Here is a 26,557-nt window from a genome sequence, read left to right on the forward strand (position 1 = left end):
TCAGGGGCGAGGGGCCAGCTTGGCCGGGGGCGGCGAGCAGCGTGCGGTAAGTAAGTAGTGCGGGCCGCCCAGCCAGCCCGGCCCGCTCAGGCAGCAAGCAAAGCTGGGCGGCGCCGTTACAGTGGCACGAAGGTCAGCCCGTTGGATGTCACCAGGGTCGACAGTTGCGCCAGGCTTGGCATGCGGCGCTTGTCCACGCGTGGCCAGCTCGCCCGATCGATGTAGTAGAACGTGCCGTCCCGTTGGATGGGGGTGTAGTGCAGCGTCAGGTCCTTGCTGCGGTGGATCATCTGCAAGGTCCCCTCCACCTGGGTGAAACTGAAGGAGCCGACAGCGCGCAGCTTTTCTTCCAGGGTGCGTGCCACGCCGTGTGCGGGAGCAATGGGCACCTGCAGCAGCAGGTCGCATTTGACCGCCGCCAGGTTGGCCGCCTGGTCGGGTTGGATACCGGGGTCCACGCCGAATCGCACAGGCAGCCCGCACTCGATGTCTTCGATGCGCAGGCCGATGGCGCCCTGCAGCTCGGCAAGCCCTGGCACGCCGTCAAACGTATTGGTGTGGGTGTTGCCCACGAAGGCGATCCACCTGCTGGGGTGCAGGGCCTGGTCTGCTGCAATGACCCGATGGGCAAAGAAGTTCATCATCTGTTGGCGGATCGGGCCCGGCGGGGTGGCCAGCCAGGCCTGACGATAGCTGGCCATGCAGTCGATGGCCTGGAGGCGGACCTGGTTGGCCTGTGCGGTGAGCATCACCTGCTGGAAGGTATAGCGTCCGCTGCTGTCGGTGGCCTGGCTTCGGTCCAGTTCGGCCACATAGTCGCGCAGGTGCTGGCTCATGTTGCCTGTGCGGTTGAACGCATCGAGGTCGGCCTGGTGAAAGTCCGTCAGCAGATGCTCCAGGTACAGCACCTTGACCTTCTGCTTGCGCAGTTGCGCCATGTTGTCGATCAGAAAGCGTTTGCTGCCCAGGTGTGCGTGGCATTCGCCGATCACCACGCCGTCGCAGCGGGAGTAGCAACCACGCAAGATCTGCTTGGGCGCCGGGTTGCTTTCGAACAGCGGCAGTTGCGGGCGTGGCGGCAGCTCCACCGTGCTCAGGTACTCCCTGGCGTCGTTCAGCAGCTTGCTGCGCAGTGTGCGAAACAGGTCGCAGGCTTGTTCCAGGTGTGGCTGATTGGCCCGGTAGGTAATGCCACTGAGCTGTTCGTCATCCACCGAACGCAGCTGTGCCTGCTGGCGTGGGAGCAACTCGTAGGGCGTGGGGATACGTTCGGCAGGGGGTGGCGCGTAGTCGCTGCGACCCCACAGTTTGAGGCGAAAGCGCGGTGTACCCCCCAGAAGGCGGCCCTGTGCGACGGGCTCCCACTGCTGTTGCGCAGTGAGCCGGATGGGCACGTTGCGGTAGAACGAAAAGGGCGCGTTCGGGTCGATCACCACCCAGCTCTTGAGCTCGCCCACGTACCGCACCTGGTAGGCGAAATCGCCGATCGCTACATAGAAACCGTCGGCCAGCGAGTAGATGCCCTGCATCTTGCCGACCCCGGGTTTCTCGCCGTCGAGCAGGGCATTGGTCTCGAAGGTGGCCAGGCGCTGGGAAGCCGGTGTCGGTCGCAGGGGGGCGGGCACCTGGGCCTCAATATCCTCGGCAGTGGCAAGGGGTTCGTCCTCGGCCTCCACATAGGGCTCGGCGACGGCGGGCACCTCGCTGTCGATCCGTATCGCTTCACCGGTCTCCTCGCCGAGCAGCGTCGCGTTGAACAGCGTGTCGATGGAGGCCAGTACGGCGCCGATGACGCCCGCTTGGCGTTCGGCAGTGGTGTGGCCGTTGATCGCCTCGTCGATGGACAGGCCGGTCTCGCCAAGCCCTGCGCCCACGGCAGCCAGTGCAACCGGCCAGTCGAAGGCGGCCATTGCCCCGGCGAACCGGGTAAAGGCGTGCAGGTCCGCCACCCACATCTGTTTGCGCAGGTCGGCGTTGGAGCGCAGGGCGAAGTGCGCGTCGTCGCTCATGCGCTGTCGCGCCGCATCGCGCAGGTAGCTGAATGCATCCTGGTCGACCGGCTTGTCCAGCAGGTTGATGGCATCGTGTGCGCTGCCGGCCCAGTTGGAGAACAGCAGGTCGATCAGATGCTCGAGCCCGACCCCGGCGGGGTTTTCGGCATGGCTGGACAACGCGAAGTGGGCCATCAGGCGCGCGCGGTTATCTGCGGCATTGGTGTTCTGCAGCACCCACCAGTAAAGCTGCGCAGGGTTGGCAAACAGGTGCAGGGCCGTGACCTCGCCGGGCATGTACAGCACCTGGTAGCCATCGGGCAGCACGGCACGCAGCATGTCGCTGGCGACGTAGCCGCCGATGTCGAAGGCATGCAGGCGCACCCCCTGGTCGGGAACATGCGTTTGCTGCAGTTGTTCGAGGGTGGGCGGCCAGTCGGTGACGCCGGCCAGTGCCCGGGCCAGCAGGCGGTAGCGTTTGCGCTGTTCGGGCAGGTCTGCGTGTTCGCAGGCTTCCACCACCTTGCTCAGGAAGTTGGCCTTGGCCATGCTTCGAAACGCCTCTGCACTGTCGGCCCAGAACGCCTGCATCTTCTGCCTGAAGACCGAGCTGAAGTCGATCTGCCAGAAGTAGTGCAGCACATCGGCCGGTGCCATGGGGACTTCGTTGCGTTCGTCGAACACCCCGGCATGCGCGCCTTCGCGGTAGAAGCCGGTGCGGTAGCCGAGCAGGTCGGCGTTGTCCTGGTCGTTGGCGTCGAAGCGCTGCATCACCAGTTGCGGCAACGTCAGCGACTGGTAGGGCAGCTCACGGTGCTCCCAGCCGCTGAAGCTTCTGGGGTTGGACTGGGCCGCCTTGAAACGGTGCAGGTACACGGTGTCCGGATCGAGGCTGCTGCGGGCGAACTTCTTCAGGGCGTCGACGGCCACCTCACGGGCCATCTGGCGCATGTCCGGGCAGTTGACGACGAGCTGGCGCGCAATTTCCTGAAGCTGCGCGCGTTGTGGGTTGGGGGGCTGGGGCATGGCGATCCTTCCTTGGTCTGGGCCATGGCAGGATGGGCTGGCTCCAGCGGGCAGGTGCGGTAGATAGTGCTGCGCGGGTGGGTGCGGCATCGTGTGCCGCTGCCGGGGCAACTCTTCACTTAAAGTTTCGCAAATGCAGGTGTATCGTATTCGCCCTTACCGCCAGCCCGGTCATGGCTGGCAGGCTGTTTTCGCGATACGAGGTGCCTGTTCCGATGTCCTTTACCCGTCGACAAATGCTCAAGGGGCTGACTGGCCTGGTGGTGGTTGGCCTGGGCGCCGGGGGCGCCGCACGTTACTGGATGGGCAAGGTCGAGGACGAGCAGGCCGGGCATGACTATGAACTGATCGCCGCGCCGCTGGACGTCGAGCTGGTGGCCGGGCACACCACCCAGGCCTGGGCGTTCGGCCCGTCCGCGCCGGGCACCGAGCTACGGGTGCGCCAGGGGCAGTGGCTGCGGGTGCGGTTCATCAACCACCTGCCGGTGGCCACCACCATCCACTGGCACGGTATCCGCCTGCCGCTGGAAATGGACGGCGTGCCCTACGTGTCGCAGCTGCCAGTGCTGCCGGGCGAGTACTTCGACTACAAGTTCCGCGTGCCGGATGCCGGCAGCTTCTGGTACCACCCCCACGTCAACAGCAGCGAAGAGCTGGGCCGCGGCCTGGTCGGCCCGCTGATCGTGGAGGAGCGCGAGCCCACCGGTTTCAAGCACGAGCGCACCCTGAGCCTGAAGAACTGGCACGTGGACGAGCAGGGCAACTTCGTCGAGTTCAGCGTGCCGCGCGAAGCGGCCCGTGGCGGCACCGCAGGGCGCCTGATCACCATCAACGGGCAGCCCGACGCGGTGGTGGAAATGCCCGCCGGGCAGATCGTGCGGGTGCGCCTGCTGAACCTGGACAACACCCTGACCTACCGCATCAACCTCAAGGGCGACTTCGAGGCGCGTATCTATGCGCTGGATGGCAACCCGATCACCCCGCGCCCATTGGGCAAGGACTACTGGCTGGGCCCCGGCATGCGCATCTGCCTGGCCATCCGCATGCCGGCAGCCGGTGAGGAGCTGTCGCTGCGCGACGGCTCGGTGCGCCTGGGCACCCTGCGTTCGGTGGCCAGCAGCGAGGCACCGGGCGACTGGCCACCAGCGCTGCCGGCCAACCCCATCGCCGAGCCGGACCTGGCCAACGCCGAGAAGATCAACTTCAATTTCGAGTGGGTAGGCTCGGTGTCGGTCAATACCGAGAACGGCAAGCCGCCAAGCCTGTGGCAGATCAACGGGCAGGCCTGGGACATCACCGACAAGACCTGTTCCGACCGGCCGATTGCCACCTTGAAGAAGGGCAAGAGCTACATCTTCGAGCTCAAGAACATGACCCAGTACCAGCACCCGATCCACCTGCACGGCATGAGTTTCAAGGTGCTCAGCTCCAATCGCCACAAGATCCCGGAGCAGTACTTCACCGACACCTACCTGCTGGGCAAGAACGAGCGGGCGCAGGTGGCGCTGGTGGCGGATAACCCCGGCACCTGGATGTTCCATTGCCACGTGATCGATCACATGGAAACCGGTCTGATGGCCGCCATCGAGGTGGCGTGATGCGTCAGCCGCAGATCATCGACCGCAGCCGCGACCAGCACTTCATGCGCCTGGCGCTGGAGCTGGCGGCGCAGGGGGCTGCATTGGGCGAGGTGCCGGTGGGCGCGGTGCTGGTGCAGCACGGCGAGGTGATCGGGCAAGGCTTCAACTGCCCGATCAGCGGCAGCGACCCCAGCGCGCACGCCGAAATGGTGGCCATTCGCGCGGCGGCGCAGGCGGCCAGCAACTACCGGCTGCCGGGCAGCACGCTGTATGTGACGCTGGAGCCGTGCAGCATGTGCGCCGGGCTGATCGTGCATTCGCGGGTCAACCGCGTGGTGTTCGGCGCCCTGGAGCCCAAGGCCGGGATCGTGCAGAGCCAGGGGCAATTCTTTACCCAGGGGTTTCTGAACCACCGGGTGCTGTTCGAGGGCGGGGTGCTGGCCGAGGAGTGCGGGGCGATTCTGACCGAGTTCTTCAGGGCTCGGCGGGCCAAGGCCTGATAACCGTGGTGTGACCATCGCGGGTCAAGCCCGCTCCCCCGTTGTTGCGGGAGCGGGCTTGACCCGCGATACAGGCGCTGCAAACTAGAGCGGCGGCGAAGCGTCGGCCGGCTTGGTCTTGTTGACCCCCGGCACATGCAGGTTGCCTTCGGCCACCTGGCTGCCCTCCAGCTGCGGCTGGGTCACCCAGGTCAGGATGTCGTAGTAGCGCCGGATGTTGGCCACGAAATGTACCGGCTCGCCGCCACGGGCATAGCCGTAGCGGGTCTTGCTGTACCACTGCTTCTGCGACAGGCGCGGCAGCATCTTCTTCACGTCCAGCCACTTGTTCGGGTTCAGCCCCTCGCGCTTGGCCAGCTTGCGTGCATCGTCCAGGTGGCCGCTGCCCACGTTGTAGGCGGCCAGGGCAAACCAGGTGCGGTCCGGCTCCTCGATGTCGTCATCGAGCTCCTTCTTCACATGCATGAAATACTTGGCCCCGCCCTCGATGCTCTGGCGCGGGTCGAGCCGGTTGGACACGCCCATGGCCTGGGCGGTGCGCTGGGTCAGCATCATCAGCCCGCGCACGCCGGTCTTGGAGGTGACCTCGGCCTGCCACATCGACTCCTGGTAACCGATCGCCGCCAGCAGGCGCCAGTCCACCTGTTCCTTCTTGGCCGAGGTCTTGAAGTGGTTCTCGTAGCGCGGCAGGCGCTGCTGCAGGTGCTGGGCGAAGGTGTAGGCGCCGACATAGCCGAGCACGTCCACGTGGCCGTAGTAGCGGTCCTTGAGCCGTTGCAGGGTGCCGTTCTTGTGCACCTTGTCGATGAATTCGTTGATTTCGTTGAGCAGGCTGTTGTCTTCGCCGGCCGCCACCGCCCAGCGCTGGTCGCGCCCGTCGCCCAGGTCGAAGGCGACCCGCACGTTGGGGAAGTACACCTGGTTCATCGCCACTTCGTTGGAGTCGACCAGGGTCAGGTCGATCTGGCCCTCGTCGACCATGCGCAGCAGGTCGACCACCTCGACCTGGTCGGACTCTTCATATTGCAGGGCCGGGTACTGTTTTTTCAGCTCTGCCAGCTGTTCGGCATGGCTGCTGCCCTTGAGTACCAGAATGCGCTTGCCGACCAGGTCGCCGGCGTCGGTGGGGCGGGGCTTGCCGTTGCGGTAGATGATCTGCGGGGTGACTTCGAGATACGGGTGGGAAAAACGTACCTGCTGCTTGCGCTGCTCGCTGCTTACCAGGCCCGCTGCCGCCAGCACCGGGCCGTTCGGCTGGCCGAGCTGGTTGAACAGGTCGTCGAGGTTGTCGGCGGTCTCGATCTGCAGCTTCACGCCCAGGTCGTCGGCAAAGCGCTGGACCAGCTCGTACTCGAAGCCGGTTTCGCCGTTGCGGTCCTGGAAGTAGGTGGCCGGGCTGTTGCGGGTGATCACGCGCAGCACGCCGTCCTCCTTGACACGCTCCAGGGTGCTGGGTTTTTCAACACAGGCACCGAGCATCAGGAAGAGTCCGGTTGCGATGAGCCATTTGGCACAACGCTGGCGCAAAGCAGTCTGGGCAAACATAGGGTGCAGTATACGCAAAGGACCTGCCGCGCCATATCTCGACAACATCCGGCTTGTCTGCTAGCACAGCCCGATAAAACCGCGTCGGGACGGGTTTTTGTCATCTCGTGAAGCACTCTTGTCGGCTTGCCGACATTCGGCCTGTCGCCGATGCAGCGTTTCGGGTGCCGTCGGCGGCGGTTTAGGCTAGAATGCACGGCCTCTAAGCACACCCCCTTCCTGAGGCTGTCCCGACGATGTTGATCCTGCGCGGCGCTCCTGCCCTTTCTGCCTTTCGCCACGGTAAATTACTCGAGCAACTGAGCCAGAAAGTCCCCGCTGTTAGTGGTTTGTACGCTGAATTCGCCCATTTCGCCGAGGTTGACGGCGAGCTGAGTGCCGACCAACAGCATGTGCTCGCGCGCCTGCTCAAGTACGGCCCGAGCGTGCCGGTACAGGAGCCCAGCGGTCGCCTGTTCCTGGTCATGCCGCGTTTCGGCACCATCTCGCCCTGGTCGAGCAAGGCCAGCGACATCGCCCACAACTGCGGCCTGGAGAACGTCAAGCGCCTGGAGCGTGGTACTGCCTTCTATGTCGGCGGTGAACTGAGCGAGGCCGATGTGGCCGCCGTCGCCGAGCTGCTGCACGACCGCATGACCCAGATCGTGCTGGGCAGGCTCGAAGAGGCCGCCGGCCTGTTCAGCCATGCCGAACCCAAGCCGCTGACCGCCGTCGACATCCTCGGCGGTGGCCGCGCCGCGCTGGAAAAAGCCAACGTCGAGCTGGGCCTGGCCCTGGCCGAAGACGAGATCGACTACCTGGTCACTAGCTTTCAGGGCCTCAAGCGCAACCCGCACGACATCGAACTGATGATGTTCGCCCAGGCCAACTCCGAGCACTGCCGCCACAAGATCTTCAACGCCAGTTGGGATATCGACGGCCAGAGCCAGGAAAAAAGCCTGTTCGGCATGATCAAGAACACCTACCAGATGCACAGCGAAGGCGTGCTGTCCGCTTACAAGGACAACGCCTCGGTGATCGTCGGTTCCACCGCCGGGCGCTTCTTCCCGAACCCTGAAACCCGCCAGTACGGCGCGGTGCAGGAGCCGGTGCACATCCTGATGAAGGTCGAGACCCACAACCACCCGACCGCCATCGCGCCGTTCCCGGGGGCCTCCACCGGCTCCGGCGGCGAGATCCGCGACGAAGGTGCCACCGGTCGCGGCGCCAAGCCCAAGGCCGGCCTCACCGGCTTCACCGTGTCCAACCTGCAGATCCCGGGCTTCGAACAGCCGTGGGAAAAGCCCTACGGCAAGCCGGAGCGCATCGTCACCGCGCTGGACATCATGATCGAAGGCCCGCTGGGCGGCGCGGCGTTCAACAATGAATTCGGGCGCCCGGCACTGACCGGTTACTTCCGTACCTTCGAGCAGTCGATCAACACCCCCCACGGCGAAGAAGTGCGCGGCTACCACAAGCCGATCATGCTCGCCGGCGGCATGGGCAACATCCGCGAAGGCCATGTGCAGAAGGGCGAGATCACCGTCGGCGCCAAGCTGATCGTGCTCGGCGGCCCGGCCATGCTGATCGGCCTGGGTGGCGGTGCTGCCTCGTCGATGGCCACCGGCGCCAGCTCTGCCGACCTCGATTTCGCCTCGGTACAGCGCGAGAACCCTGAAATGGAACGCCGCTGCCAGGAGGTCATCGACCGCTGCTGGCAGCTGGGCGATGCCAACCCCATCGCGTTCATCCATGACGTCGGCGCGGGCGGCCTGTCCAACGCCTTCCCCGAGCTGGTCAACGACGGCGGCCGTGGCGGTCGTTTCGAGCTGCGCAACGTGCCCAACGACGAGCCGGGCATGGCGCCGCTGGAAATCTGGAGCAACGAGTCCCAGGAACGCTACGTGCTGGCGGTCGACGCCAAGGACCTGGAGCGTTTCACCGCCATCTGCGAACGCGAGCGCTGCCCGTTCGCGGTGGTCGGCGAAGCCACTGCCGAACCGCAACTGACCGTCACCGACAGCCACTTCGGCAACAGCCCGGTGGACATGCCGCTGGAAGTGCTGCTGGGCAAGGCCCCGCGCATGCACCGTTCGGTCAGCCGCGAAGCCGAGCTGGGCGACGATTTCGACCCGAGCACCCTGGACCTCGCCGACTCGGTACAGCGCGTGCTGCGCCACCCGGCCGTGGCCAGCAAGAACTTCCTGATCACCATCGGTGACCGCACCATCACCGGCCTGGTCGCCCGCGACCAGATGGTCGGTCCATGGCAGGTCCCGGTGGCCGACGTGGCCGTCACCGCCACCAGCTTCGACGTGTACACCGGCGAAGCCATGGCCATGGGCGAGCGCACCCCGCTGGCCCTGCTCGACGCCCAGGCGTCCGGGCGCATGGCGATCGGCGAGACCCTGACCAACATGGCGGCCTCGCGCATCGGCAAGCTGTCCGACATCAAGCTGTCGGCCAACTGGATGTCGGCTGCCGGCCATCCCGGTGAAGACGCGCGCCTGTACGACGCGGTCAAGGCCGTGGGCATGGAACTGTGCCCCGAGCTGGGCCTGACCATTCCGGTGGGCAAGGACTCGATGTCCATGAAGACCCGCTGGGAAGATGAAGGTCGCGAGAAGACCGTGACCTCGCCGATGTCGCTGATCGTGACCGGCTTTGCCCCGGTTACCGACATCCGCAAGACCCTGACCCCGCAACTGCGCATGGACAAGGGCGAAACCGACCTGATCCTGATCGACCTGGGTCGCGGCCAGAACCGCATGGGCGCCTCGATCCTGGCCCAGACCCACGGCAAGCTCGCCAGCCAGGCACCGGACGTCGACGACGCCGAAGACCTCAAGGCGTTCTTCGCGGTGATCCAGGGCCTGAACGCCGACGGTCACCTGCTGGCCTACCACGACCGCTCCGACGGCGGCCTGCTGGCCACCGCGCTGGAAATGGCCTTCGCCGGCCATTGCGGGCTGAACCTGGAACTGGACACCCTGACCGGCAAGCGCGAGAAAGTCGCGGCCATCCTCTTCAACGAAGAGCTGGGTGCGGTGATCCAGGTGCGCCAGGACGCCACCCCGGACGTGCTGGCCCAGTTCAGCGCCGCCGGCCTTGGCGAAGACTGCGTGGCGGTGATCGGCAAGCCGGTCAATTGTGCCGACGTGGCCATCAGCCTGAACGGCGAAGTGCTGTTCACCGGCGACCGCCGCCTGCTGCAGCGCCAGTGGGCCGAGACCAGCTACCAGATCCAGCGCCTGCGCGACAACGCCGACTGCGCCGACCAGGAGTTCGACGGCCTGCTCGAGGAAGACAACCCGGGCCTGAGCGTCAAGCTGGGCTTCGACGTCAACCACGACATCGCGGCGCCTTACATCAAGAAGGGCATTCGCCCACAGGTGGCGGTACTGCGCGAGCAGGGCGTCAACGGCCAGGTGGAAATGGCTGCGGCGTTCGACCGTGCCGGCTTCAACGCCATCGACGTGCACATGAGCGATATCCTCGCCGGTCGCGTCGACCTGAACGAGTTCAAGGGCATGGTTGCCTGCGGCGGCTTCTCCTACGGTGACGTGCTGGGTGCCGGTGAAGGCTGGGCCAAGTCGGCGCTGTTCAACAGCCGCGCCCGCGACGCCTTCCAGGGCTTCTTCGAGCGTAGCGACAGCTTCACCCTGGGTGTGTGCAACGGTTGCCAGATGATGTCCAACCTGCACGAGCTGATCCCGGGCAGCGAGTTCTGGCCGCACTTCGTGCGTAACCGCTCCGAGCAGTTCGAGGCGCGCGTGGCGATGGTCCAGGTGCAGGAGTCCAACTCGATCTTCCTGCAGGGCATGGCCGGTTCGCGCATGCCGATCGCCATTGCGCATGGTGAAGGGCATGCCGAGTTCGCCAGCGAAGAGGCACTGCTGGAAGCCGACCTGTCCGGTTGCGTGGCCCTGCGTTTCGTCGACAACCACGGCAAGGTCACCGAGACCTACCCGGCCAACCCGAACGGTTCGCCGCGCGGGATCACCGGCCTGACCAGCCGCGACGGGCGCGTCACCATCATGATGCCGCACCCTGAGCGGGTATTCCGTGCGGTGCAGAACTCGTGGCGCCCGGATGACTGGAACGAAGACGCCGCCTGGATGCGCATGTTCCGCAACGCGCGGGCCTGGGTGAACTGAGGGTGTTCAAACTCGCCTTCTTCGTGCCGCCCAGCCATGTGGAGCAGGTCAAGGCCGCTGTGTTCGCCGCCGGTGGCGGACGCATCGGCGCCTACGACAGCTGTGCGTGGCAGGTGCTGGGCCAGGGCCAGTTCCGTCCGTTGAGCGGCAGCCAGCCGTTCATCGGGCAGAGCGGGGTGGTCGAGCAGGTCGAGGAGTGGCGGGTCGAGCTGGTGGTGGACGATGCGCTGGTGGGGCCGGTAGTCGCGGCCCTGAAGGCGAGCCACCCCTACGAGACCCCGGCCTACGAGGTCTGGCAGCTCGCTGATTTCTGATTGGCAGGTCTGCCTCTTCGCCGGCAAGGCCGGCTCCTACAGGGTTCATGTGCGACGCAACACCCTGTAGGCGCCGGCCTTGCCGGTGAAGAGGTCCGATCAGGCAACCTCCATCGTCTGCTCCTGCTTGCGCTGCACCCCCGCACACGCCAGCAACCCCACTTCAAACAGTATCCACATCGGCACCGCCAGCAAGGTCTGTGAAAACACGTCCGGCGGGGTCAGCAGCATGCCCACCACAAAGCATCCGACGATCACGTAAGGCCGGCTCTTGCGCAGTGTCGCCACATCCGTCACCCCCGCCCACACCACGATGAAGGTGGCCACCGGTATCTCGAACGCCAGCCCGAACGCCAGAAACAGCGCCAGGATGAAGTCCAGGTACAGGCTGATGTCGGTCATCATCGACACACCGGCCGGGGTCACGCTGGCAAAAAAACCGAACATCATCGGAAACACCACGAAGAACGCGAAGGCCATGCCGGCATAGAACAGCACGATGCTCGATACCAGCAATGGCAAGGCGATACGCCGTTCCTTGCGGTACATCCCCGGTGCCACGAACCCCCACACCTGGTGCAGCAGCACCGGCATGGCGACGAACAGCGCAGCCATAAGGGTCAGCTTGAAGGGCGCCAGGAACGGCGACGTCACGCTGGTCGCGATCATGCTCGCGCCTTCGGGCAGGTAACGGCGCAAGGGTTCGGATACGGCGGTATAGAGGGTCTGGGCGAACGGGAACAAACCCAGGAACACCAGCGTGACGGCCAGCAGGCAGCGCACCAGGCGCCGCCGCAGTTCGGTCAGGTGGGCGGTCAGGGGCATGCCCGCTTGGGTATCAGTCATGGGCAGGGTCCATTGGTCGAAGTCGGGGTCGGCTGCGCCTGCAGGCTCACGCCCTGGCGCAGTTCCTGTTCCAGACGCCTCAGTGGCTCGGCATCCAGCTCCTGGGTCAGTGCCTGGGTGTCGAGCTCACGCTCCACCTGTGCACGCAGTGCCCCCATGGCACGCCTGGCCTGGCCCACGCCACGTCCCACGGTGCGCATCGCCACCGGCAGGCGTTCGGGGCCCAGCACCAGCAGCGCCACCACGCCCACCAGCAGCAGCTCGGTAAAGCCGATCTCGAACATCAGTTGCGTTGTTCCGGTTGCCCCTGCTGTACCTGCTGCACCGGGGCAGGGGCGTCCGGGGTGTCGGCCTGCGGGCCGTTGCCCATGGATTTGCGAAAGCCCTGGATCGCCTCGCCCACGTCCGCGCCCAGGCCCTTGAGGCGCTTGGTGCCGAACAGCATGAACACGATCATCAACACGATAACCAGTTGCCAGATCCCGATACCGCCCATGTGAAGCACTCCAAGGTCATGAAAAAGAAGGGTTTATCCTGCCTGCGCTTTATGACGCAAAGGTGACGGGCAACGCCTTTGCCATGTGCCTGAAACATCCGCCGTGTTGACTGGCCGCTCTTTGGCAGAGGTAGCGTGACGATGGGTGGCAAGCGACAGCAGGGCGCGGCATTGCTGATGGTGCTGGTGGTGCTGGCGATGATCGCCGGTGGCCTGGCATGGCTGGTACAGGAGGGGCGCGCCCAGGTCGATGCGGTGCGCCTGGTGCAGCAGCGCGTGCAGGCGCGCGGGCTGGAGCGGGCCGGGCTGGCCTTTGCCGAGCAGGCCCTGCAAGACCCCAGTTGGCGTGCCAGCCCGCTGTTCTGGCAGGCGCTGCGTGGCCAGGCGCTGCCGTATGCGTTCGACGGCGGTTCGGCGACCCTGCGCATCCGCGACCTGCACACCTGTTTCAACGTCAACAGCCTGGTGGGCGAGGATGCCGAGCGTGCCGAACGCCAACTGCAGTACCTGCTGGGCGGCGACATGGCCGCCGCGCAGCTGGCCCAGGCCCTGGCCGACTGGATCGACAGCGATCACCAGACGCGTCGTGAGGGCGCCGAGAACGATCATTACCTGCGCCAGTCGCCGCCGCGCCTGGCGGCCAATCAGATGATGCTGGACATGAGCGAGTTGAACCTGCTGCTGGGCCCCGACCCGCAACGCCAGGCCCGTTACCCGCAGCTGTGTGCGTTGCCCGAAACCACGCACTGGCGGCTCAATGCGAATGCGCTGAGCCTTGAACAGTTGCCGTTGCTGGAGGCGCTGTATGAGGGAAAGATGAGCCGCTCACTGCTGAGCCGGGTGGTCACTGCACGCCCGGCCACCGGCTACCGGGATGCCGGCGCCTTGCGCCAGGCACTCGGTGCGCTGGACGATGCGACCTTCGAACGCTTGAGTGAGGGGTTGTTGCTCAACAGCGGGGACTTTCTGTTGCAGCTGGAGATCGAGCAGGACGCTCACGTGCTGCGCAGCCAGTACCAGGTACATGCCCGTGGCGTGGTGCAGTGGCATGCCCTGGTGCCGGTGCAGCAGGTGCGGGTAACCCGGCGCGAACCGCTGCCCTGGTAAGGGCAGCGGTGCCGGTCGGGTCTAGACGCCGATTTCACCGCCATCGTTGCGCTGGATCACCACTGTCGAGGCACGTGGGCGCACGGTGGTGCCGGCGGGGGTGACGGTGGTTGCGACGTCGGTCGACGGCCAGTTCTCCGGGTGCTGGATGTTGACGAAGATCGACTTGTTGTCCGGCGTGAAGGCGATGCCAGTCACCTCGCAGCCGTTGGGGCCGACGAAGAAGCGGCGCAGGTCGACCTGGTTCTGGGCATTGATCGGCACCTGCTTGCCGCTGGCATCGACCAGGTCGGTGGGGATCACCGCCAGCATCTGGTCGTTGGTGTAGTCGGTCAGGGTCGATTCGCCGTTGTCGGTCTGGAACCACAGGATGCCGCGGCTATCGAAGCTCATCCCGTCGGGGCTGGCGAACTGGTTGAGTTCGGTCAGCCCCGAGCGGTTGATGTCGGCGCTGCCGGCGGCGTTGGCGCCGAACACGAAGATGTCCCAGGTAAAGCTCAGGTGGTCGTCGCTGTCGTGCCAGCGGATGATGTGGCCATGCTTGTTCGGCCCGCGCGGGTTGGCGTTGTCGACAGTGGCCGGGGTGCGCTTGCTGTTGTTGGTCAGGGTCAGGTACACGTCGCCGTTGAGCGGGTTGACCGTGGTCCACTCCGGACGGTCCATAGGCGTTGCGCCCAGGGCATCGGCGGCGCCACGGGTGTTGAGGATGATGCCCGGCAGGTCGGTGTACAGCGCGCCCAGGGTGGTGCCGGCCTTGGTGGTGGTGGCGACGTCCAGCAACAGCCAGTGGCCGCTGCCGTCGGCGTCGAAGCGCGCCACGTACAGTTTGCCGTCGTCCATGTACTTGGCACCGGTAGCCAGGCGGTTGCTCGGGTTGGCGTCGGCGGTGTCCCACAGGGCGGTGGAGACGAACTTGTAGAGGTACTCGTTGTTGGAGTCGTCGCCCATGTAGAACACCACCGGCTTGCCGGCTACCGGCAGCGCCGGGCAGCAGCCTTCATGGCGGAAACGCCCCAGGGCGGTGCGCTTGACCGCACGGGTGCTGGCGTCATAGGGGTCGATCTCGACGATGTAACCGTAGGTGCTGGCTTCGTTGCGGTAGTCGTCGGTGGCCGTCGCGCCGGTGGGGTCAAGGATGAACCGGGTGAACTCGCCGTCCACTTCGCTGGCATCGCCGGCGGCACTTTCCCAGGCGTAGTTGCCCTTGCTGGTGCTCACCCCGATGCGGCGCTGATCGTCCGGCACGGCGCCGCTGGTGTTGACGAAAATTCCTGGCCAGTTCTCTTCGCAGGTGAGGTAGGTGCCCCACGGGGTGAAGCCATTGCCACAGTTGTTGTTGGTGCCGCGGGCTTGGGTACCGGTGTTGGAGAACACGGTCTTGACGTGGTCGCTGCCGCGCAGCGGGCCGGCCAGGTCCATCAGCGTGGCGGTGGTGAAGCGGCGGTTGAGCGGGTCGTTGTCGACCACTTGCCAGCGTCCGTTGACCTTGCTCAGGCGCACCACGCCGGCGCCGTGGGCGTTGATTTCCTTGCGCACTTCCTCGGCCGGGCGCTTGCCGCTGCCGTCCACGGTCGGGCCGGCCGGGTGCAGGGCGTCGGCATCGATGTACTCGAAGTTGATCGCCAGCAGGCCGTCGTCGGAGCTGCCGTTGATGGGGAAGAAATGCATGCCGTCATGGTGCATGCCCATGGCGTTGGCCTGGTCGGCGGCAGTGTTGGTGCCGTCGCTTTTCCACGGGTTGCCCGCGCTGTTCAGCGGTGTACCCCAGGGTGCCAGCACGTAGGCGCTGTAGCCGTCGGCGACCACGCAGGCGTCGGTGCGCGAACCGGCGATGGAATTGAAGCCCAGCTTGAGTTTCGGTTTCTCGGGTTCCACCGGAGGGGTCGGCTTGTGGCTCGAGCCCCCGCCGCTGTCGAAGCAGCCGCTCAGGCCCGTCCCTGCAATCATCGCGATCGCGGCACCGAGGCTGCCGCGCACCACGCTGCGGCGGCTCAGGTAGGCATCCAGGACAGTCGCCATTGGCAGGTTGCCACTGGTGTTGCGGTCCAGGTTGTCGCCGGTGTCTCGACTCATCTCTTCATATCCTTGTTGGGTGAAGTGGCTTCTACGGAAACCGGCACTGTAGAGAGCGAGTGTGATGATTGATTGGCAGTTTTGTGAACAGACCTTTAAGGAAATGAATCCTTACCATTTGATTTGGATGGGGTTTTGTACGCCCTGTCGAATAACTGCCATCAAACTGTAATCCCCTCGCCGCACTATCCGCTGCGACAGTTGATCAGCCCGAGGGCGATGGAGTAGATGGCGAGCATGTACAGACGCGATGTGTTGGGCTGGATGGGCGTTGGCGCAATGGCGCCGCTGCTGACCGCCTGTTCCAGCCTGGCCACACCGTCGACGGCAGAGGCCGGCACGGTGGAGCTGCTGTATTTCGCCGACACCCTGGATGCGCGCCAGCCCGGCATGCCCGTGGTGCCGGCGACGCGCCTGGGGCCGGTCAGCCACCTTGGCCAGGCACCGTGGATGAGCGGTATCAATGCCCGCCAGGGGCGTGCCGAGCTCAACCCGCTGCTCGACGCCAGCCTTGCCGAAGGCGTACAGACCGGCGGGTATGCGGTGTTGGGTGCCCTGCTCGAACAGCTGCGCGAGGCGGCGGGGCGGGGCAACTGCCTGACCCTGGAAAATGGCCAGGGCTGGAACGGCAGTGGCCTGGCCTACCTGACCCAGGGCGCCAGTGGCGTGCAGGGCAGCCGGATGCTGGGCAGCGAGGTACGCGTGAGCAGCGATGAGCGGGTGCTGTGGCCGCGCCAGTGCGCCGGCCTGTATCGCCAGTACGGTCAGGCCGTGCTTGGTGCGGGGCTGGCCCCCGAACGCGCCCAGGCCCTGGGCACGCCGGCCTTCACTGTGCTGCACCGCGGCGGCGTGAGGGTGGCGGTGGTCGGCATTACCGACCCGTACGCCCGCGACCAGAACGCATCCCTCAAACAGTGGTATCAGGCGCTGCTGCCGGCCTTCGAACAGGCACGCCAGGCGGCGGACCTGGTGATCGCCCTGGCGGACGTGGGCACCGGCCCCGGGCTGTGGCTGGCCGAGCGTCTGAGCGACGCCGACCTGCTGCTGTGCGCTCGTGGCCAGGACCTGTGGCCGCAGCCCGTCTCGGTACTGCAGGCCAGCGGCAAGCAGGTGCCGGTGCTGCTGGCCGGCAACCGTGCCAGCGGCGTGTTCGCGGTGAACTGCCTGCATCGCGACGGGCGCTGGCAGTTCACCGCGCAGTTTCATCCCGCCTTCGAACACCGCCTCACGCCGGCTGCCCGCGCGCGGGTCGAGCCGTTGCGCGCGCAGTTGCAGCAACAGCGCGCCGGGCATGCCGCCTGGCTCGACCAACCCCTGGCACAGGCACCGCAAAACCTGTGGCGACGCGATACCCGTGGCGGCAGCTGGGACAACCTGCTGCACCAGGCGCTGGCCGATGACAGCGGGGCACCGGTGCTGTTGCCGGGGCTGCGCTACGACAGCCCGCTGGCGGCCGGCCAGCCGATCACCCGCGAACACCTGATCAGCCTCACCGGCAGCTACCCGGCCCCGGTGGTGCAGGTGCCGGCACGCCAGGTACAGCAGGTGCTGGAAAACGCTGCCGAGCAACTGTTCGGCACGCCGCTGCTGCTCGACAACAGCCAGGATTTGCCGCGCTGGTTTAGCGCGCCCTGGCAGGTCAGCTACAGCCCGGGCGGCAAACGGGTCTCCGGGGTAGCCGTACAGGATGGCCAGTGCCGCACCTTCGGCCTGCAATTCGACAGCGACGCCGGCGAGCCACTGTGGCAGCGGGTGGAAGCATGGCTGGTGCAGCAGCCACCGGGCTGGCAATTGCCGCCGCTGGCCCTGCCGCAGGTGCGTTACGTCCAGGGCCACCCTGGCTGGCACCCGCGCGGGCTGGCCAGTTGATCAGCCCGGGCCGCGTGCTCGACGGCGTGCTGTTGAGCCTGGCCGGCTGGCTGGCTGCGCAGTGCGTGCTGCTGGCCGCCCGCGAGCCGCTGCCGGCGCCGGCCGCAGAGGCCCAACCGGCTGAGCTGCCCGGCCTGCTGGTCGGGCATTGGCAGGCGCCGCCGGCCAGTGACGCGCTGCCGCTCACGCGCTTGCCCGTGCATTACCTGGGCGGCCTCAAGGCCGTGCCCGCCAGCGCCACAGTGGTAGTGCTGCGCTACGAGCAGGCGGTGCGTACCTACGTTCGCGGCCAGCGCCTGGCACCGGGCATCGTGCTGCAGGACATCGATGACGATGGCCTGATTTTCGACAACCAGGGGCGGCGCGAGCGCTTGCCCTGGCCGCCACGGCCCGCCGTGACCGGCTTCAAGCGCCAAGGATGAAGGGATGATCGCAAGATTCTGCGTGGCTGGCGTACTGGCCCTGGGGCTCAACCTGGCCTGGGCGTTCGACGAGCCCGAAGCGGTAGCGGACGAAGACGGTACACCGCTGTACGAGGTGAATTTCGTCGACACCGACCTGGGCGAGTTCATCGACAGCGTGTCGCGCATCACCGGGACCACGTTCATCGTCGACCCGCGGGTAAAAGGCAAGGTCACGGTACGTACGGTGGACCGTCACGACAGCGAGGCGATCTACGATATCTTCCTGGCCCAGCTGCGGGCCCAGGGCTTTGCTGCAGTGGACCTGCCCAACGGCAGCGTGAAGATCGTGCCCGATCAGGCGGCGCGGCTGGAGCCGGTGCCCGTCGAGAGCGGGCGCAAGGCCCAGGCCGGCAGCGATGGCATCGCCACCCGGGTGTTCAACGTGCGCAACGCCGCCAGCGAACAGATGCTGGCGATCCTCAAGCCGCTGATCGACCCCCGTGTGGGGGTGATCACGCCGTACCCGGCCGCCAACCTGCTGGTGGTGACCGACTGGCGCAGCAACCTGGAGCGCATCGACAGCCTGCTGCGCCAGCTCGATCAGGTCAGCGAGGAGCCGCTGCAGGTGATGCCGCTGCACCATGCCAGCGCCAGCGATACCAGCCAGTTGATCACCCGCCTGCTGGCCCGCGAGCAGGGCGCCGACAGTGCCCAGGTGGTCGCCGACCCGCGCAGCAATGCCCTGCTGGTGCGCGGCAGTGCCGACAGCCGCGAGCGCGTGCGTGCCTTGCTGGCGCAGCTGGACCGCCCCGGCGACGCATTGCGCAGCTCCAACACTCAGGTGATCTACCTGCGTCACGCCAATGCCGGCGAGGTGGTCAAGGTGCTGCGCAGCCTCAGCCAGGATGCCGGCGCTGCGCCGGGCGAAGCTGACAAGGACGCCAAGGCGCCCGTGCCGGTCAACCTTTCGGGCATTCGCCTGGAATACGAGGAGGGTACCAACGCCGTGGTCATGGTCGGGCCCGACAGCGAGCTGGCGGCCTACCGCACCATCGTCGAGCAACTGGACATCCGCCGTGCGCAGGTGGTGGTCGAGGCGATCATCGCCGAAGTGTCCGACTCGCGGGCCCAGGAGCTGGGCGTGCAGTGGCTGTTCGCCGACGAGAAATTCGGTGCCGGCGCAGTCAACTTCGGTACCGGCGGTGCCAGCATCACCGGCATTGCCGGGGCCGTGGCCAGCGGCGACAACGCGGCGCTGGGCAAACTGTTGTCGGGCGTGAACGGCGTGACGGCCGGCATCGGCAACTTCGGCGGCGGCTTCAACTTCGCCATGCTGGTCAATGCACTCAAGAGCAACAGTGGCTTCAACCTGCTGTCGACCCCGACCCTGCTGACCCTGGACAACGCCGAGGCGTCGATCCTGGTCGGCCAGGAAGTGCCCTTCGTGACCGGCTCGGTAACCCAGGACAACACCAACCCCTACCAGACCATCGAGCGCAAGGAGGTCGGTGTAAAACTGCGCATCAAGCCGCAGATCAACAGTGACAACACCGTGCGCCTGGACATCGTGCAGGAGGTCTCGTCGATTGCCGACACCGCTGCGGCCAGCGACGTGATCACCAACAAGCGCGAGATCAAGACCAAGGTCATGGTCGAGGACAACGGCCTGATCATTCTCGGCGGGCTGATCAGCGACGAGGTCACCTCCAGCCATCAGAAGGTGCCGTTTCTGGGGGATATCCCCGGTCTGGGCCGGTTGTTCCGCTCCGATGCCAGCCGTGGCGTGAAGCAGAACCTGATGGTGTTCATCCGCCCGCGGATCCTGCGTGACGGGGCCAGCCTGACCAGCCTCAGCAGCGAAAAATACCGCAACCTGCAACAGACCACGCCGCTTGCCCTGCCCAGCCTGGCCGATGGCAGCGAGTTGCTGCGGGTGTTCCCGGCCAGCCGCCAGCGCCTGGACGAGGGCACCTGGTGAAGCCGTTGCTGCCCTATCGCCTGGCGCGCCAGGGCGGGCTGGCCATGGCGCCTGGCGCCGACGGCTGGAGCCTGTGGCTGCGCCCGGATGTCGACAGCGACCAGTTGCACGAGCTGCTGCGGGTGTATGGCGCGCCCCAGACCGTGTGCCATTTCGACGCGGGGGAGTTCGACACGCGCCTGGGCCAGTTGTACCAGGCCGGCGAGAACGCCACGGCGGCGCTGATCGAGGGCATTGGCGAACAGGTCGACCTGGACGGCCTGATCAGCGAGATGCCGCGGGTCGAGGACTTGCTCGAAAGCGATGACGAAGCCCCGGTGATCCGCCTGATCAACGGGCTGTTCGGCGAGGCGCTGCGTCAGCAGGCCTCGGACATCCATGTGGAAACCTTCGAGCAGAGCCTGGTGGTGCGCCTGCGGGTCGACGGCCACCTGCGCGAGGTGCTGCGCCCGCCACGTGCGCTGTCGGCCATGCTGGTGTCGCGGATCAAGGTCATGGCGCGCCTGGACATCGCCGAGAAGCGCCAGCCCCAGGACGGGCGCATCACCCTGCGCTCGGGTGGGCGCGAGGTCGATGTACGTGTCTCGACGCTGCCGGGTATCCACGGCGAGCGAGTGGTGATGCGCGTGCTCGACAAGCAGGCCAGCCTGCTCTCGCTGGGCAACCTGGGCATGCCCGGTGCCGTCGAGGCGGGCCTGCGCGCCTGCCTGGGGCGACCCAACGGCATCGTGCTGAGCACCGGCCCGACCGGTTCGGGCAAGACCACCACGCTGTACGCCAGCCTCAACAGCCTGAACGACGGCAGCCGCAATATCCTCACCGTCGAGGACCCGGTGGAGTACGCCATCACCGGCATCGGCCAGACCGCCATCAACCCGCGTGCCGGGCTGACCTTTGCCAGCGGTTTGCGCGCGATTCTGCGCCAGGACCCGGATGTGATCATGCTTGGCGAAATCCGCGACCGCGAAACCGCGCAGATTGCGGTGCAGGCCAGCCTCACCGGCCACCTGGTGCTTTCGACCCTGCACACCAACAGTGCGGTGGGCGCGGTGACGCGTCTGCGCGACATGGGCGTGGAGCCTTTTCTGATTGCCTCGTGCCTGCGCGGGGTCATGGCCCAGCGCCTGGTGCGGCGCCTGTGCAGTTGCGCCGTGGCGCAGCCATTGCAGGCGGCCGAGCGGGCGTTGTGGCCGGAGCTGGTCGAGCTTGAGCACAGTTATCACGCAGTGGGCTGCGCGCAGTGTCAGGGCAGCGGCTATCGCGGCCGGCTGGGGCTGTATGAGTTCATCGAGCTGGACGCCGGGCTGATCGGCCTGCTGTATGACGGGGCCAGTGAGGTGGCCATGCAGGCGCATCTGCAGGGCCGGCGCCAGAGCCTGGCCGGCATGGCCAGCGAGTGCCTGCGCCAGGGCCAGACGAGCCTGGCCGAAGTGCTGCGCGCGGTGCAGGGCTGAGCCATGCCGACCTACCGATACCAGGCCGTTGACCTCGCCGGGCGCACCCTCAAGGCCAGCCTGCAGGCCGAAAGCGAGCGCCATGCCCGCCAGTTGCTGCGCGAGCAGGGGCTGTTCGCGCGCCAGTTGCAGGTGCAGGGCAACGCGCAGGTGTTGCCACGGCGCCAGCGCGTGAGCCGCGCACAGCTGTGTGAACTGACCCGGCAACTGGCCACGCTGACAGGGGCCGGCATTGCATTGGTGGATGCCCTGGCCACCCTTGAGCGGCAGTTGGTGGAGCCGGCCCTGCGCAATCTGCTGGTGGGGGTGCGCGGCGCGCTGGCAGAGGGGCTGGGCCTGGCCCGCAGCCTGGCACGCCAGGGCGGGGTGTTTTCAACGCTGTACTGCGCGCTGGTCGAGGCCGGCGAACGCTCAGGGCGCCTGGCCCAGGTGCTGGAACGCCTGGCCGACCACCTTGAGCAGGTGCAGCGCCAGCAGCACAAGGCGCGTACCGCGCTGATCTACCCGTGCGTGCTGATGGGGGTGTCGCTGGCGGTGGTGGTCGGCCTGATGAGCTTCGTGGTGCCCAGGCTGACCGAACAATTCGCCCATTCCGGGCAGAGCCTGCCGTTGATCACGCGCCTGCTGATCGGCGCCAGCGAAGCCCTGTTGCTGGCCGGGCCGTGGCTGCTGGGCGCCGCGGTGCTGGGGGCGGCAGGCGCGGCGCGGCTGCTGCGTCGGCCGCACTGGTGCCTGCGCCGTGACGACCTGCTGTTGCGCCTGCCGCGCGTGGGTGCGCTGCTGCGGGTGCTGGAAAGCGCGCGGCTGTCGCGCAGCCTGGCGATTCTGGTCGGCAGCGGGGTACCGCTGCTCGAAGCCTTGCAGGTGGCCACCGCCACCCTGGAAAACCGACGCATTCGCCTGGCGCTGGAGCGGGTGCAGGTCGATGTGCAAGGCGGCGTCAGCCTGCACCGCGCGCTGGATGCCAGCGGGCAGTTCCCGCCGATGCTGCTGAACATGGTCGCCAGCGGCGAGGCCAGCGGCACCTTGCCCGACATGCTCGAGCGCGTGGCCGACAACCAGGAGCGCGGCTTTGCCCGTCAGGTCGACACCGTGATGGCGTTGTTCGAGCCGCTGATGATCCTGGTCATGGGCGCGGTGGTGCTGTTCATCGTGCTGGCGGTGCTGTTGCCGATCATGCAGCTCAACCAGGGCCTCACACTTTAATAGGAGCACTACCATGCAGACACGACGTTCCCGCCAGCACGGCTTCACCCTGATGGAAATCATGGTGGTGATCTTCATCATCGGCCTGTTGATCGCGCTGGTGGCGCCCAGTGTGCTGGGCAGCCAGGACAAGGCCATGAAGCAGAAGGTGATGGCCGACCTGTCGAGCCTGGAGCAGGCGCTGGACATGTACCGCCTCGACAACCTGCGCTTCCCCACCGCCGAGCAGGGGCTGTCGGCCCTGGTGAGCAAGCCGCAGGCCGAGCCGGTGCCGCGTGCCTGGCGGGCCGATGGCTATATTCGCAGGCTCCCGCAGGACCCGTGGGCCACACCGTACCAGTACCGGGCGCCGGGCCAGCATGGGCGCATCGACATCTATTCGCTGGGTGCCGACGGGGTGGAGAGTGGCGAGGGGATCGATGCCGACATTGGTAACTGGGACCTCTAGGCATGCCGGCCCAGCGTGGCTTCACCCTGCTGGAACTGCTGGTGGTGATCGCCATCGCCGGGTTGATGAGCGCCCTGGCGGTGGCCTCGCTCGACAGTGCCAAGGCGCCTTTGCACCAGGCCCTGGAGCGCCTGGCCGCGGCGTCGCGGGCGCAGGCCGACCTGGCCCTGCATGGCGGGCAGGTGCGCGGCCTGCGCTGGAACGGGCAGCGGCCCGAGTTCGTGCGCCTGGTCGAGGGCGACCAGTGGCAGGTGGAGCCGGTGGCGCTGGGCGAGTGGCCGGCCGGGCTGCGCCCGGACTGGCCTGCGGGCAGCACGCCACGGGTGATATTCACCCCCTCCGGGCTGGCCCGGCCGGTGAGGCTGGAGTGGCGCTGGGCCGAGGGCCGGCAGCGCTGGCACTGGCGTCATGCTGCCGGCCTGCAGGTGGTGAACGTGCCATGAAGGCCCGCCAGCGTGGTTTCACTCTGCTCGAAGTGAGCGTGGCCCTGGGCATCGCCGCGACCATGGCGATCATCAGCAGCCAGGTACTGCGCCAGCGCCTGGTGGTGCAGCAGGGCGTGCAGCAGCATTGGCTGGGCAGCCTGTGTGCCCGGGAACTGCAGGCGCGCTTTGTGGTGGAGCAGTACTGGCCGGCGCAGGCACTGAGTAGCGGCGAGCTGCGTCAGGGGCCGGGCACCTGCCACTGGCGGTTGCAACTGGGTTCCACCGGCGTGCGCAACCTGCGCGGTGGCGAACTGCGCCTGTTTGCCGACCGCGATGAACGTGAGCCGCTGGGTCAGTACCGCCTGTTTCTGGTGCGCCCGTGAGGCGCAGGCAGCAGGGCCTGACCCTGCTCGAACTGCTGGTGGCGCTGGCACTGACCGCTGTACTGGGCGTGCTGCTGGCGGCGCTGGTCAATGGCTGGCTGAGCGTACGTGAGCGACTCGACCAAGCGCCGCAGGCGAGCCCGGTGCTGAGCTTTTGCCTCGGGCTGGAGCGCCGCTTCGACGCCACGGTGCTGCGCCAGTTGTACGAGCAGCGCCTGCCCCTGGCCTTGAACTGGCTGGACTGGCAGCCTGCCGAGTTGCAGCTGCAATGGGTGGCGCTGGCGGCGTGGCCGGCGGCCGAAGGCGGCTCGCGCTTGCAGCGCCAACGCCTGCGCTATGACCGGCGCGATGCACGCCTGCTGCTGGAGACCTCTGCCGACCTGTATGCCGTCGAGCGCCCGCACTGGGTGCTGCGCGACAGCCTGACCGGGGTGTCCAGCCCCGTTTTCGAATTTCGCCAGGGCAGTCGTTGGCTGGCCTGGCCCTCTGCCGAACGCGCTGCGCCCGATCGTGGTGTACGGCTCGAGTTCCAGCGTGATGGAGCCCCCTATGTGTGTACGTTTGCCCTGCCGGAGAGCCAATGATTGACATTCGATACTGGCGACGGCGCCAGCCTGGGTCGTGGTTGCTGGTGCGCCCCGATGAGGCCGGCTGGAGCTGGCTGCAGGTGAGGGCCGGTGAGGTGCTGCGCGCGGGGCACGGGCAACCGCCGGAAGGTGCCGATCGCGTGGCGCTGGTGGTGCCGGGCAGTGAATGCGCGCACTTCCATTTGCAGGCGCCGCCGGGTCTCAAGCGTGAAGAGTGGCCATTGCTGCTTGAAGATCGCGTGTTGCAGCCAGCCGAGGCGATCCATGTCGGTTGTGTGTCGCGAGGTTCGGGATGGCTTGAGCTGGCGGTGATTGACCGGCAACGCCTGGCGGGCTGGTTGCAGGCTTGCCAGGGCTGGGGCCTGCAGGTCGAGCGCTGCTGGGCGGAGTTCCAGCTGCTGCCGGAGCTTGCCCCCGGCGATGCCTGGTGCTGGCGACGCAGCCCGGACCTGAGCCTGTTCAAGAGTTGTGGCGCCGACCGGCGCCAGGCGTGGCTGGCCTGGCCGACGGCGCTGGGGGCAACCCCGCCGCCGGTGTGGTGCGACAGGCAGGTGCAGGCATTCGAGGGCGCGTGGCCGGCGTCGCTGGCGGCGCTGGAACGTCTGCCCGGCCTGTTCGAGCTGCGCCGCACGCCCCGCGCGCGACCGCACCTGGCACAGGGGCAACGGCGCCTGGCGACGGCCTGCGCCGTGCTGGGTGTGGTGTGGTGTGGCCTGTGGCTCGGCCTGCAGTGGCGCCAGGTCACGCTGTACAAGTCGCAGGTGGTGGCCGTGACCGGGCCGCTGAGTACCCCGCGCCAGGCTACGCAGTGGCTCAAGCGCGAGCGTCAGACGCGGGATGAGCGCAACCTGCGACTGCGCCAGCTGGAGGCATTGCAGGGCGCCATGGTGCAGTGGCTTTCGGCGCAGCCTGGCTGGCGGCTGCAGCGTGCGCGGTTTGATGGCACACGCTGGACCTTGCAGTTGCAGGGTGCGCAGGCACCGTCGGACACGCCGTGGGCTGCCATGGCCGCCAGTGCCGGGGCGCAGGTGGCGGTGCAGCCGACCACGGCAGATGCCGTGCAACTGGTGTTCGACCTGGGGGCAGGAGCATGAGCAGCGTCACCGCACGGCGCTGGTTGATGCCGCTGGCCTGGACCGCAGTGGCCCTCTTGTTGTTGAGCCTGGTGGTGCGCGAAGGCCTTGGCCAATGGCGCGAGCTTTCGCAGTGGCGCGAACTGGCCGCCTCGGCGACGGCCATGCACTCAGGCGCCGAGGTGACGCTGGAGCGATTGCAGCAGTCGGCTGCGGCGCAGCAGCTCGTGCTCAGCGACGTGCAGCCGGTTGACGCGGGGTGGCAGGTGCGCGGCCAGGTCAAGGACGAGCGGCGGCTTCAGGCGTGGTTGCTGAGCTTGCAGCGTGAAGGCGTTCAGCCGCTTCAATGGGGGCTGGAGCAGGCGCCGTCGGGCCTGAGTTTCGATCTGGTGCTGGCGCGATGAGCCGCAGGAGGTTGGGGTGGATGCTGTTGGTGTTCTGCCTGACGTTGCTGGCGGGGTTGCCGGCGCGCTGGTTGTTCAAGGCTGCGCCGTGGCCTGCGCAGGGCGTGGCCGGTAGCGTGTGGCAGGGGCAGGCCGGGCGGATCGGCGACGTTGGCCCGTTGAGCTGGCAGGTGCGCCCGTGGGCGGTGCAGGTGCAGGCAGGGTATCAGGGCCAGCGCTGGGGGCTGGTATTGCGCGGCTGGCCGTGGGACTGGCAAGCGAGCGTCATGCCGCAGGGGCCGGCCAGCCGTGTGGCTTCGGCGTATCGCCTGGGGGGTGAGTGGTCGGGGCAACTGGCACTGAGTGGGCGTGGCGCGCGGTGCGTGAGCGGGCAGGGTGCGCTGGTGGCGGATCAGTTGGCCCTGGTGGCGCCATGGACGCTGGCCCTGGGGCGCGGCGAGGTGCGCGTGGTGTGCAACGAAGGCTGGCGGCTATCGGCGCGACTGGCTGCGGCGGGGCAGCACCACCTGGCGCTGGACGCGGGGGTGGCAGGCGGTACGCTGCAAGGGCAGGTGGAGCAGGGGGCGGCATTGTATCCGGTGCTGGTCGGCGGGCAGTGGCTGCAGGCCGGAGAGCACGCGGTGCGGTGGTCCTTCAATTGGTGATTCGCCAGTGGGCGCTTTTTCGCCGGCAAGGCCGGCTCCTGCAGGTTTGGGGGGGCGGCAGGTAGGAG

The 26,557-nt window shown here is 67.1% G+C and carries 23 protein-coding genes; 17 read left to right on the forward strand and 6 right to left on the reverse strand.

Annotated elements, in window-relative coordinates:
* Nucleotides 1–116 precede the first annotated feature (116 nt).
* Nucleotides 117–3,017, reverse strand: a complete 2,901-nt coding sequence (locus NJH59_RS13475; protein WP_253086878.1) for a membrane-targeted effector domain-containing toxin — start codon at nucleotides 3,015–3,017, stop codon at nucleotides 117–119.
* 215 nt (nucleotides 3,018–3,232) lie between these two features.
* Here NJH59_RS13475 and NJH59_RS13480 point away from each other — a divergent pair, with 215 nt between their 5' ends.
* Nucleotides 3,233–4,615: a multicopper oxidase family protein gene (locus NJH59_RS13480; RefSeq protein ID WP_043860642.1), complete on the forward strand. Its 1,383-nt coding sequence runs from the start codon at nucleotides 3,233–3,235 to the stop codon at nucleotides 4,613–4,615.
* The gene (gene tadA / locus NJH59_RS13485) at nucleotides 4,615–5,097 is read left to right on the forward strand and encodes a tRNA adenosine(34) deaminase TadA (protein ID WP_054915054.1); all 483 of its coding nucleotides are present in this window, start codon (nucleotides 4,615–4,617) and stop codon (nucleotides 5,095–5,097) included. Before NJH59_RS13480 ends, tadA begins: the two co-directional genes overlap by 1 nt.
* An 84-nt stretch (nucleotides 5,098–5,181) precedes the next feature.
* Here the strand turns inward: tadA and mltF are convergent, their stop codons facing one another.
* Nucleotides 5,182–6,642 (reverse strand): membrane-bound lytic murein transglycosylase MltF, encoded by a 1,461-nt coding sequence (gene mltF, locus NJH59_RS13490; RefSeq protein WP_043860640.1) that lies wholly within the window; start codon nucleotides 6,640–6,642, stop codon nucleotides 5,182–5,184.
* A gap of 236 nt (nucleotides 6,643–6,878) precedes the next feature.
* Here mltF and purL point away from each other — a divergent pair, with 236 nt between their 5' ends.
* Both purL and NJH59_RS13500 read left to right on the forward strand, forming a co-directional pair.
* Nucleotides 6,879–10,778 (forward strand): phosphoribosylformylglycinamidine synthase, encoded by a 3,900-nt coding sequence (purL, locus tag NJH59_RS13495; RefSeq protein ID WP_043860639.1) that lies wholly within the window; start codon nucleotides 6,879–6,881, stop codon nucleotides 10,776–10,778.
* Nucleotides 10,779–10,780: 2 nt separating this feature from the next.
* Nucleotides 10,781–11,092 carry a YqfO family protein gene (locus NJH59_RS13500; protein WP_054915053.1) on the forward strand — a complete coding sequence of 104 codons (312 nt, stop codon included), beginning with the start codon at nucleotides 10,781–10,783 and terminating at the stop codon, nucleotides 11,090–11,092.
* A 99-nt stretch (nucleotides 11,093–11,191) separates the two neighbouring features.
* On the opposite strand, the gene tatC is transcribed toward NJH59_RS13500, so the two are convergent.
* From tatC to tatA, 3 genes are read right to left on the reverse strand one after another with little or no spacing between them, the layout of a single operon-like run.
* Nucleotides 11,192–11,938 carry a twin-arginine translocase subunit TatC gene (gene tatC / locus NJH59_RS13505; RefSeq protein WP_054915052.1) on the reverse strand — a complete coding sequence of 249 codons (747 nt, stop codon included), beginning with the start codon at nucleotides 11,936–11,938 and terminating at the stop codon, nucleotides 11,192–11,194.
* Nucleotides 11,935–12,222: a Sec-independent protein translocase protein TatB gene (gene tatB, locus NJH59_RS13510; protein ID WP_054915051.1), complete on the reverse strand. Its 288-nt coding sequence runs from the start codon at nucleotides 12,220–12,222 to the stop codon at nucleotides 11,935–11,937. Before tatB ends, tatC begins: the two co-directional genes overlap by 4 nt.
* A complete protein-coding gene (gene tatA, locus NJH59_RS13515; protein ID WP_253086879.1) occupies nucleotides 12,222–12,434 on the reverse strand; it encodes a twin-arginine translocase TatA/TatE family subunit in 213 nt (70 codons plus the stop codon). Before tatA ends, tatB begins: the two co-directional genes overlap by 1 nt.
* Nucleotides 12,435–12,575: 141 nt before the next feature.
* Between tatA and gspK the strand changes: the two genes are divergently transcribed.
* On the forward strand, nucleotides 12,576–13,541 hold the full coding sequence (gspK, locus tag NJH59_RS13520) for a type II secretion system minor pseudopilin GspK (RefSeq protein WP_253086880.1): 966 nt from the start codon (nucleotides 12,576–12,578) through the stop codon (nucleotides 13,539–13,541).
* Between the two features lie 21 nt (nucleotides 13,542–13,562).
* On the opposite strand, the gene NJH59_RS13525 is transcribed toward gspK, so the two are convergent.
* Nucleotides 13,563–15,614: a PhoX family phosphatase gene (locus NJH59_RS13525; protein ID WP_229589572.1), complete on the reverse strand. Its 2,052-nt coding sequence runs from the start codon at nucleotides 15,612–15,614 to the stop codon at nucleotides 13,563–13,565.
* Between the two features lie 228 nt (nucleotides 15,615–15,842).
* On the opposite strand from NJH59_RS13525, the gene NJH59_RS13530 reads away from it, so the two are divergent.
* Genes NJH59_RS13530 through NJH59_RS13585 form a run of 12 tightly spaced genes read left to right on the forward strand, consistent with a single transcriptional unit; the run spans nucleotide 15,843 to nucleotide 26,489 of the window.
* Nucleotides 15,843–17,483: a hypothetical protein gene (locus NJH59_RS13530; protein WP_058541456.1), complete on the forward strand. Its 1,641-nt coding sequence runs from the start codon at nucleotides 15,843–15,845 to the stop codon at nucleotides 17,481–17,483.
* Nucleotides 17,480–17,905 carry a hypothetical protein gene (locus NJH59_RS13535; protein WP_058541457.1) on the forward strand — a complete coding sequence of 142 codons (426 nt, stop codon included), beginning with the start codon at nucleotides 17,480–17,482 and terminating at the stop codon, nucleotides 17,903–17,905. Before NJH59_RS13530 ends, NJH59_RS13535 begins: the two co-directional genes overlap by 4 nt.
* 4 nt (nucleotides 17,906–17,909) lie before the next feature.
* Entirely contained in the window at nucleotides 17,910–19,865 is a 1,956-nt protein-coding gene (gene gspD / locus NJH59_RS13540) for a type II secretion system secretin GspD (RefSeq protein WP_058541458.1), read from the forward strand.
* Nucleotides 19,866–19,870: 5 nt separating this feature from the next.
* Nucleotides 19,871–21,319: a GspE/PulE family protein gene (locus NJH59_RS13545; protein ID WP_078480108.1), complete on the forward strand. Its 1,449-nt coding sequence runs from the start codon at nucleotides 19,871–19,873 to the stop codon at nucleotides 21,317–21,319.
* Nucleotides 21,320–21,322: 3 nt separating this feature from the next.
* The gene (gene gspF, locus NJH59_RS13550; RefSeq protein ID WP_058541460.1) at nucleotides 21,323–22,525 is read left to right on the forward strand and encodes a type II secretion system inner membrane protein GspF; all 1,203 of its coding nucleotides are present in this window, start codon (nucleotides 21,323–21,325) and stop codon (nucleotides 22,523–22,525) included.
* Nucleotides 22,526–22,538: 13 nt separating this feature from the next.
* Entirely contained in the window at nucleotides 22,539–22,973 is a 435-nt protein-coding gene (gene gspG / locus NJH59_RS13555) for a type II secretion system major pseudopilin GspG (RefSeq protein ID WP_253086881.1), read from the forward strand.
* 2 nt (nucleotides 22,974–22,975) lie between these two features.
* The gene (gene gspH / locus NJH59_RS13560; RefSeq protein ID WP_253086882.1) at nucleotides 22,976–23,416 is read left to right on the forward strand and encodes a type II secretion system minor pseudopilin GspH; all 441 of its coding nucleotides are present in this window, start codon (nucleotides 22,976–22,978) and stop codon (nucleotides 23,414–23,416) included.
* Nucleotides 23,413–23,781 (forward strand): type II secretion system protein, encoded by a 369-nt coding sequence (locus NJH59_RS13565; RefSeq protein WP_054915043.1) that lies wholly within the window; start codon nucleotides 23,413–23,415, stop codon nucleotides 23,779–23,781. The genes gspH and NJH59_RS13565 overlap by 4 nt, the downstream gene beginning before the upstream one ends.
* The gene (locus NJH59_RS13570; protein WP_054915042.1) at nucleotides 23,778–24,365 is read left to right on the forward strand and encodes a prepilin-type N-terminal cleavage/methylation domain-containing protein; all 588 of its coding nucleotides are present in this window, start codon (nucleotides 23,778–23,780) and stop codon (nucleotides 24,363–24,365) included. The genes NJH59_RS13565 and NJH59_RS13570 overlap by 4 nt, the downstream gene beginning before the upstream one ends.
* On the forward strand, nucleotides 24,362–25,462 hold the full coding sequence (locus NJH59_RS13575) for a type II secretion system protein GspL (RefSeq protein WP_253086883.1): 1,101 nt from the start codon (nucleotides 24,362–24,364) through the stop codon (nucleotides 25,460–25,462). The genes NJH59_RS13570 and NJH59_RS13575 overlap by 4 nt, the downstream gene beginning before the upstream one ends.
* Nucleotides 25,459–25,845 carry a type II secretion system protein GspM gene (gspM, locus tag NJH59_RS13580; RefSeq protein WP_054915041.1) on the forward strand — a complete coding sequence of 129 codons (387 nt, stop codon included), beginning with the start codon at nucleotides 25,459–25,461 and terminating at the stop codon, nucleotides 25,843–25,845. Before NJH59_RS13575 ends, gspM begins: the two co-directional genes overlap by 4 nt.
* A 20-nt stretch (nucleotides 25,846–25,865) precedes the next feature.
* A complete protein-coding gene (locus NJH59_RS13585; protein WP_157811421.1) occupies nucleotides 25,866–26,489 on the forward strand; it encodes a general secretion pathway protein GspN in 624 nt (207 codons plus the stop codon).
* Nucleotides 26,490–26,557 lie beyond the last annotated feature (68 nt).

The organism is Pseudomonas sp. VE 267-6A (assembly GCF_024126555.1).
In the GTDB taxonomy this organism is placed as follows: Bacteria; Pseudomonadota; Gammaproteobacteria; order Pseudomonadales; family Pseudomonadaceae; genus Aquipseudomonas; species Aquipseudomonas palmensis.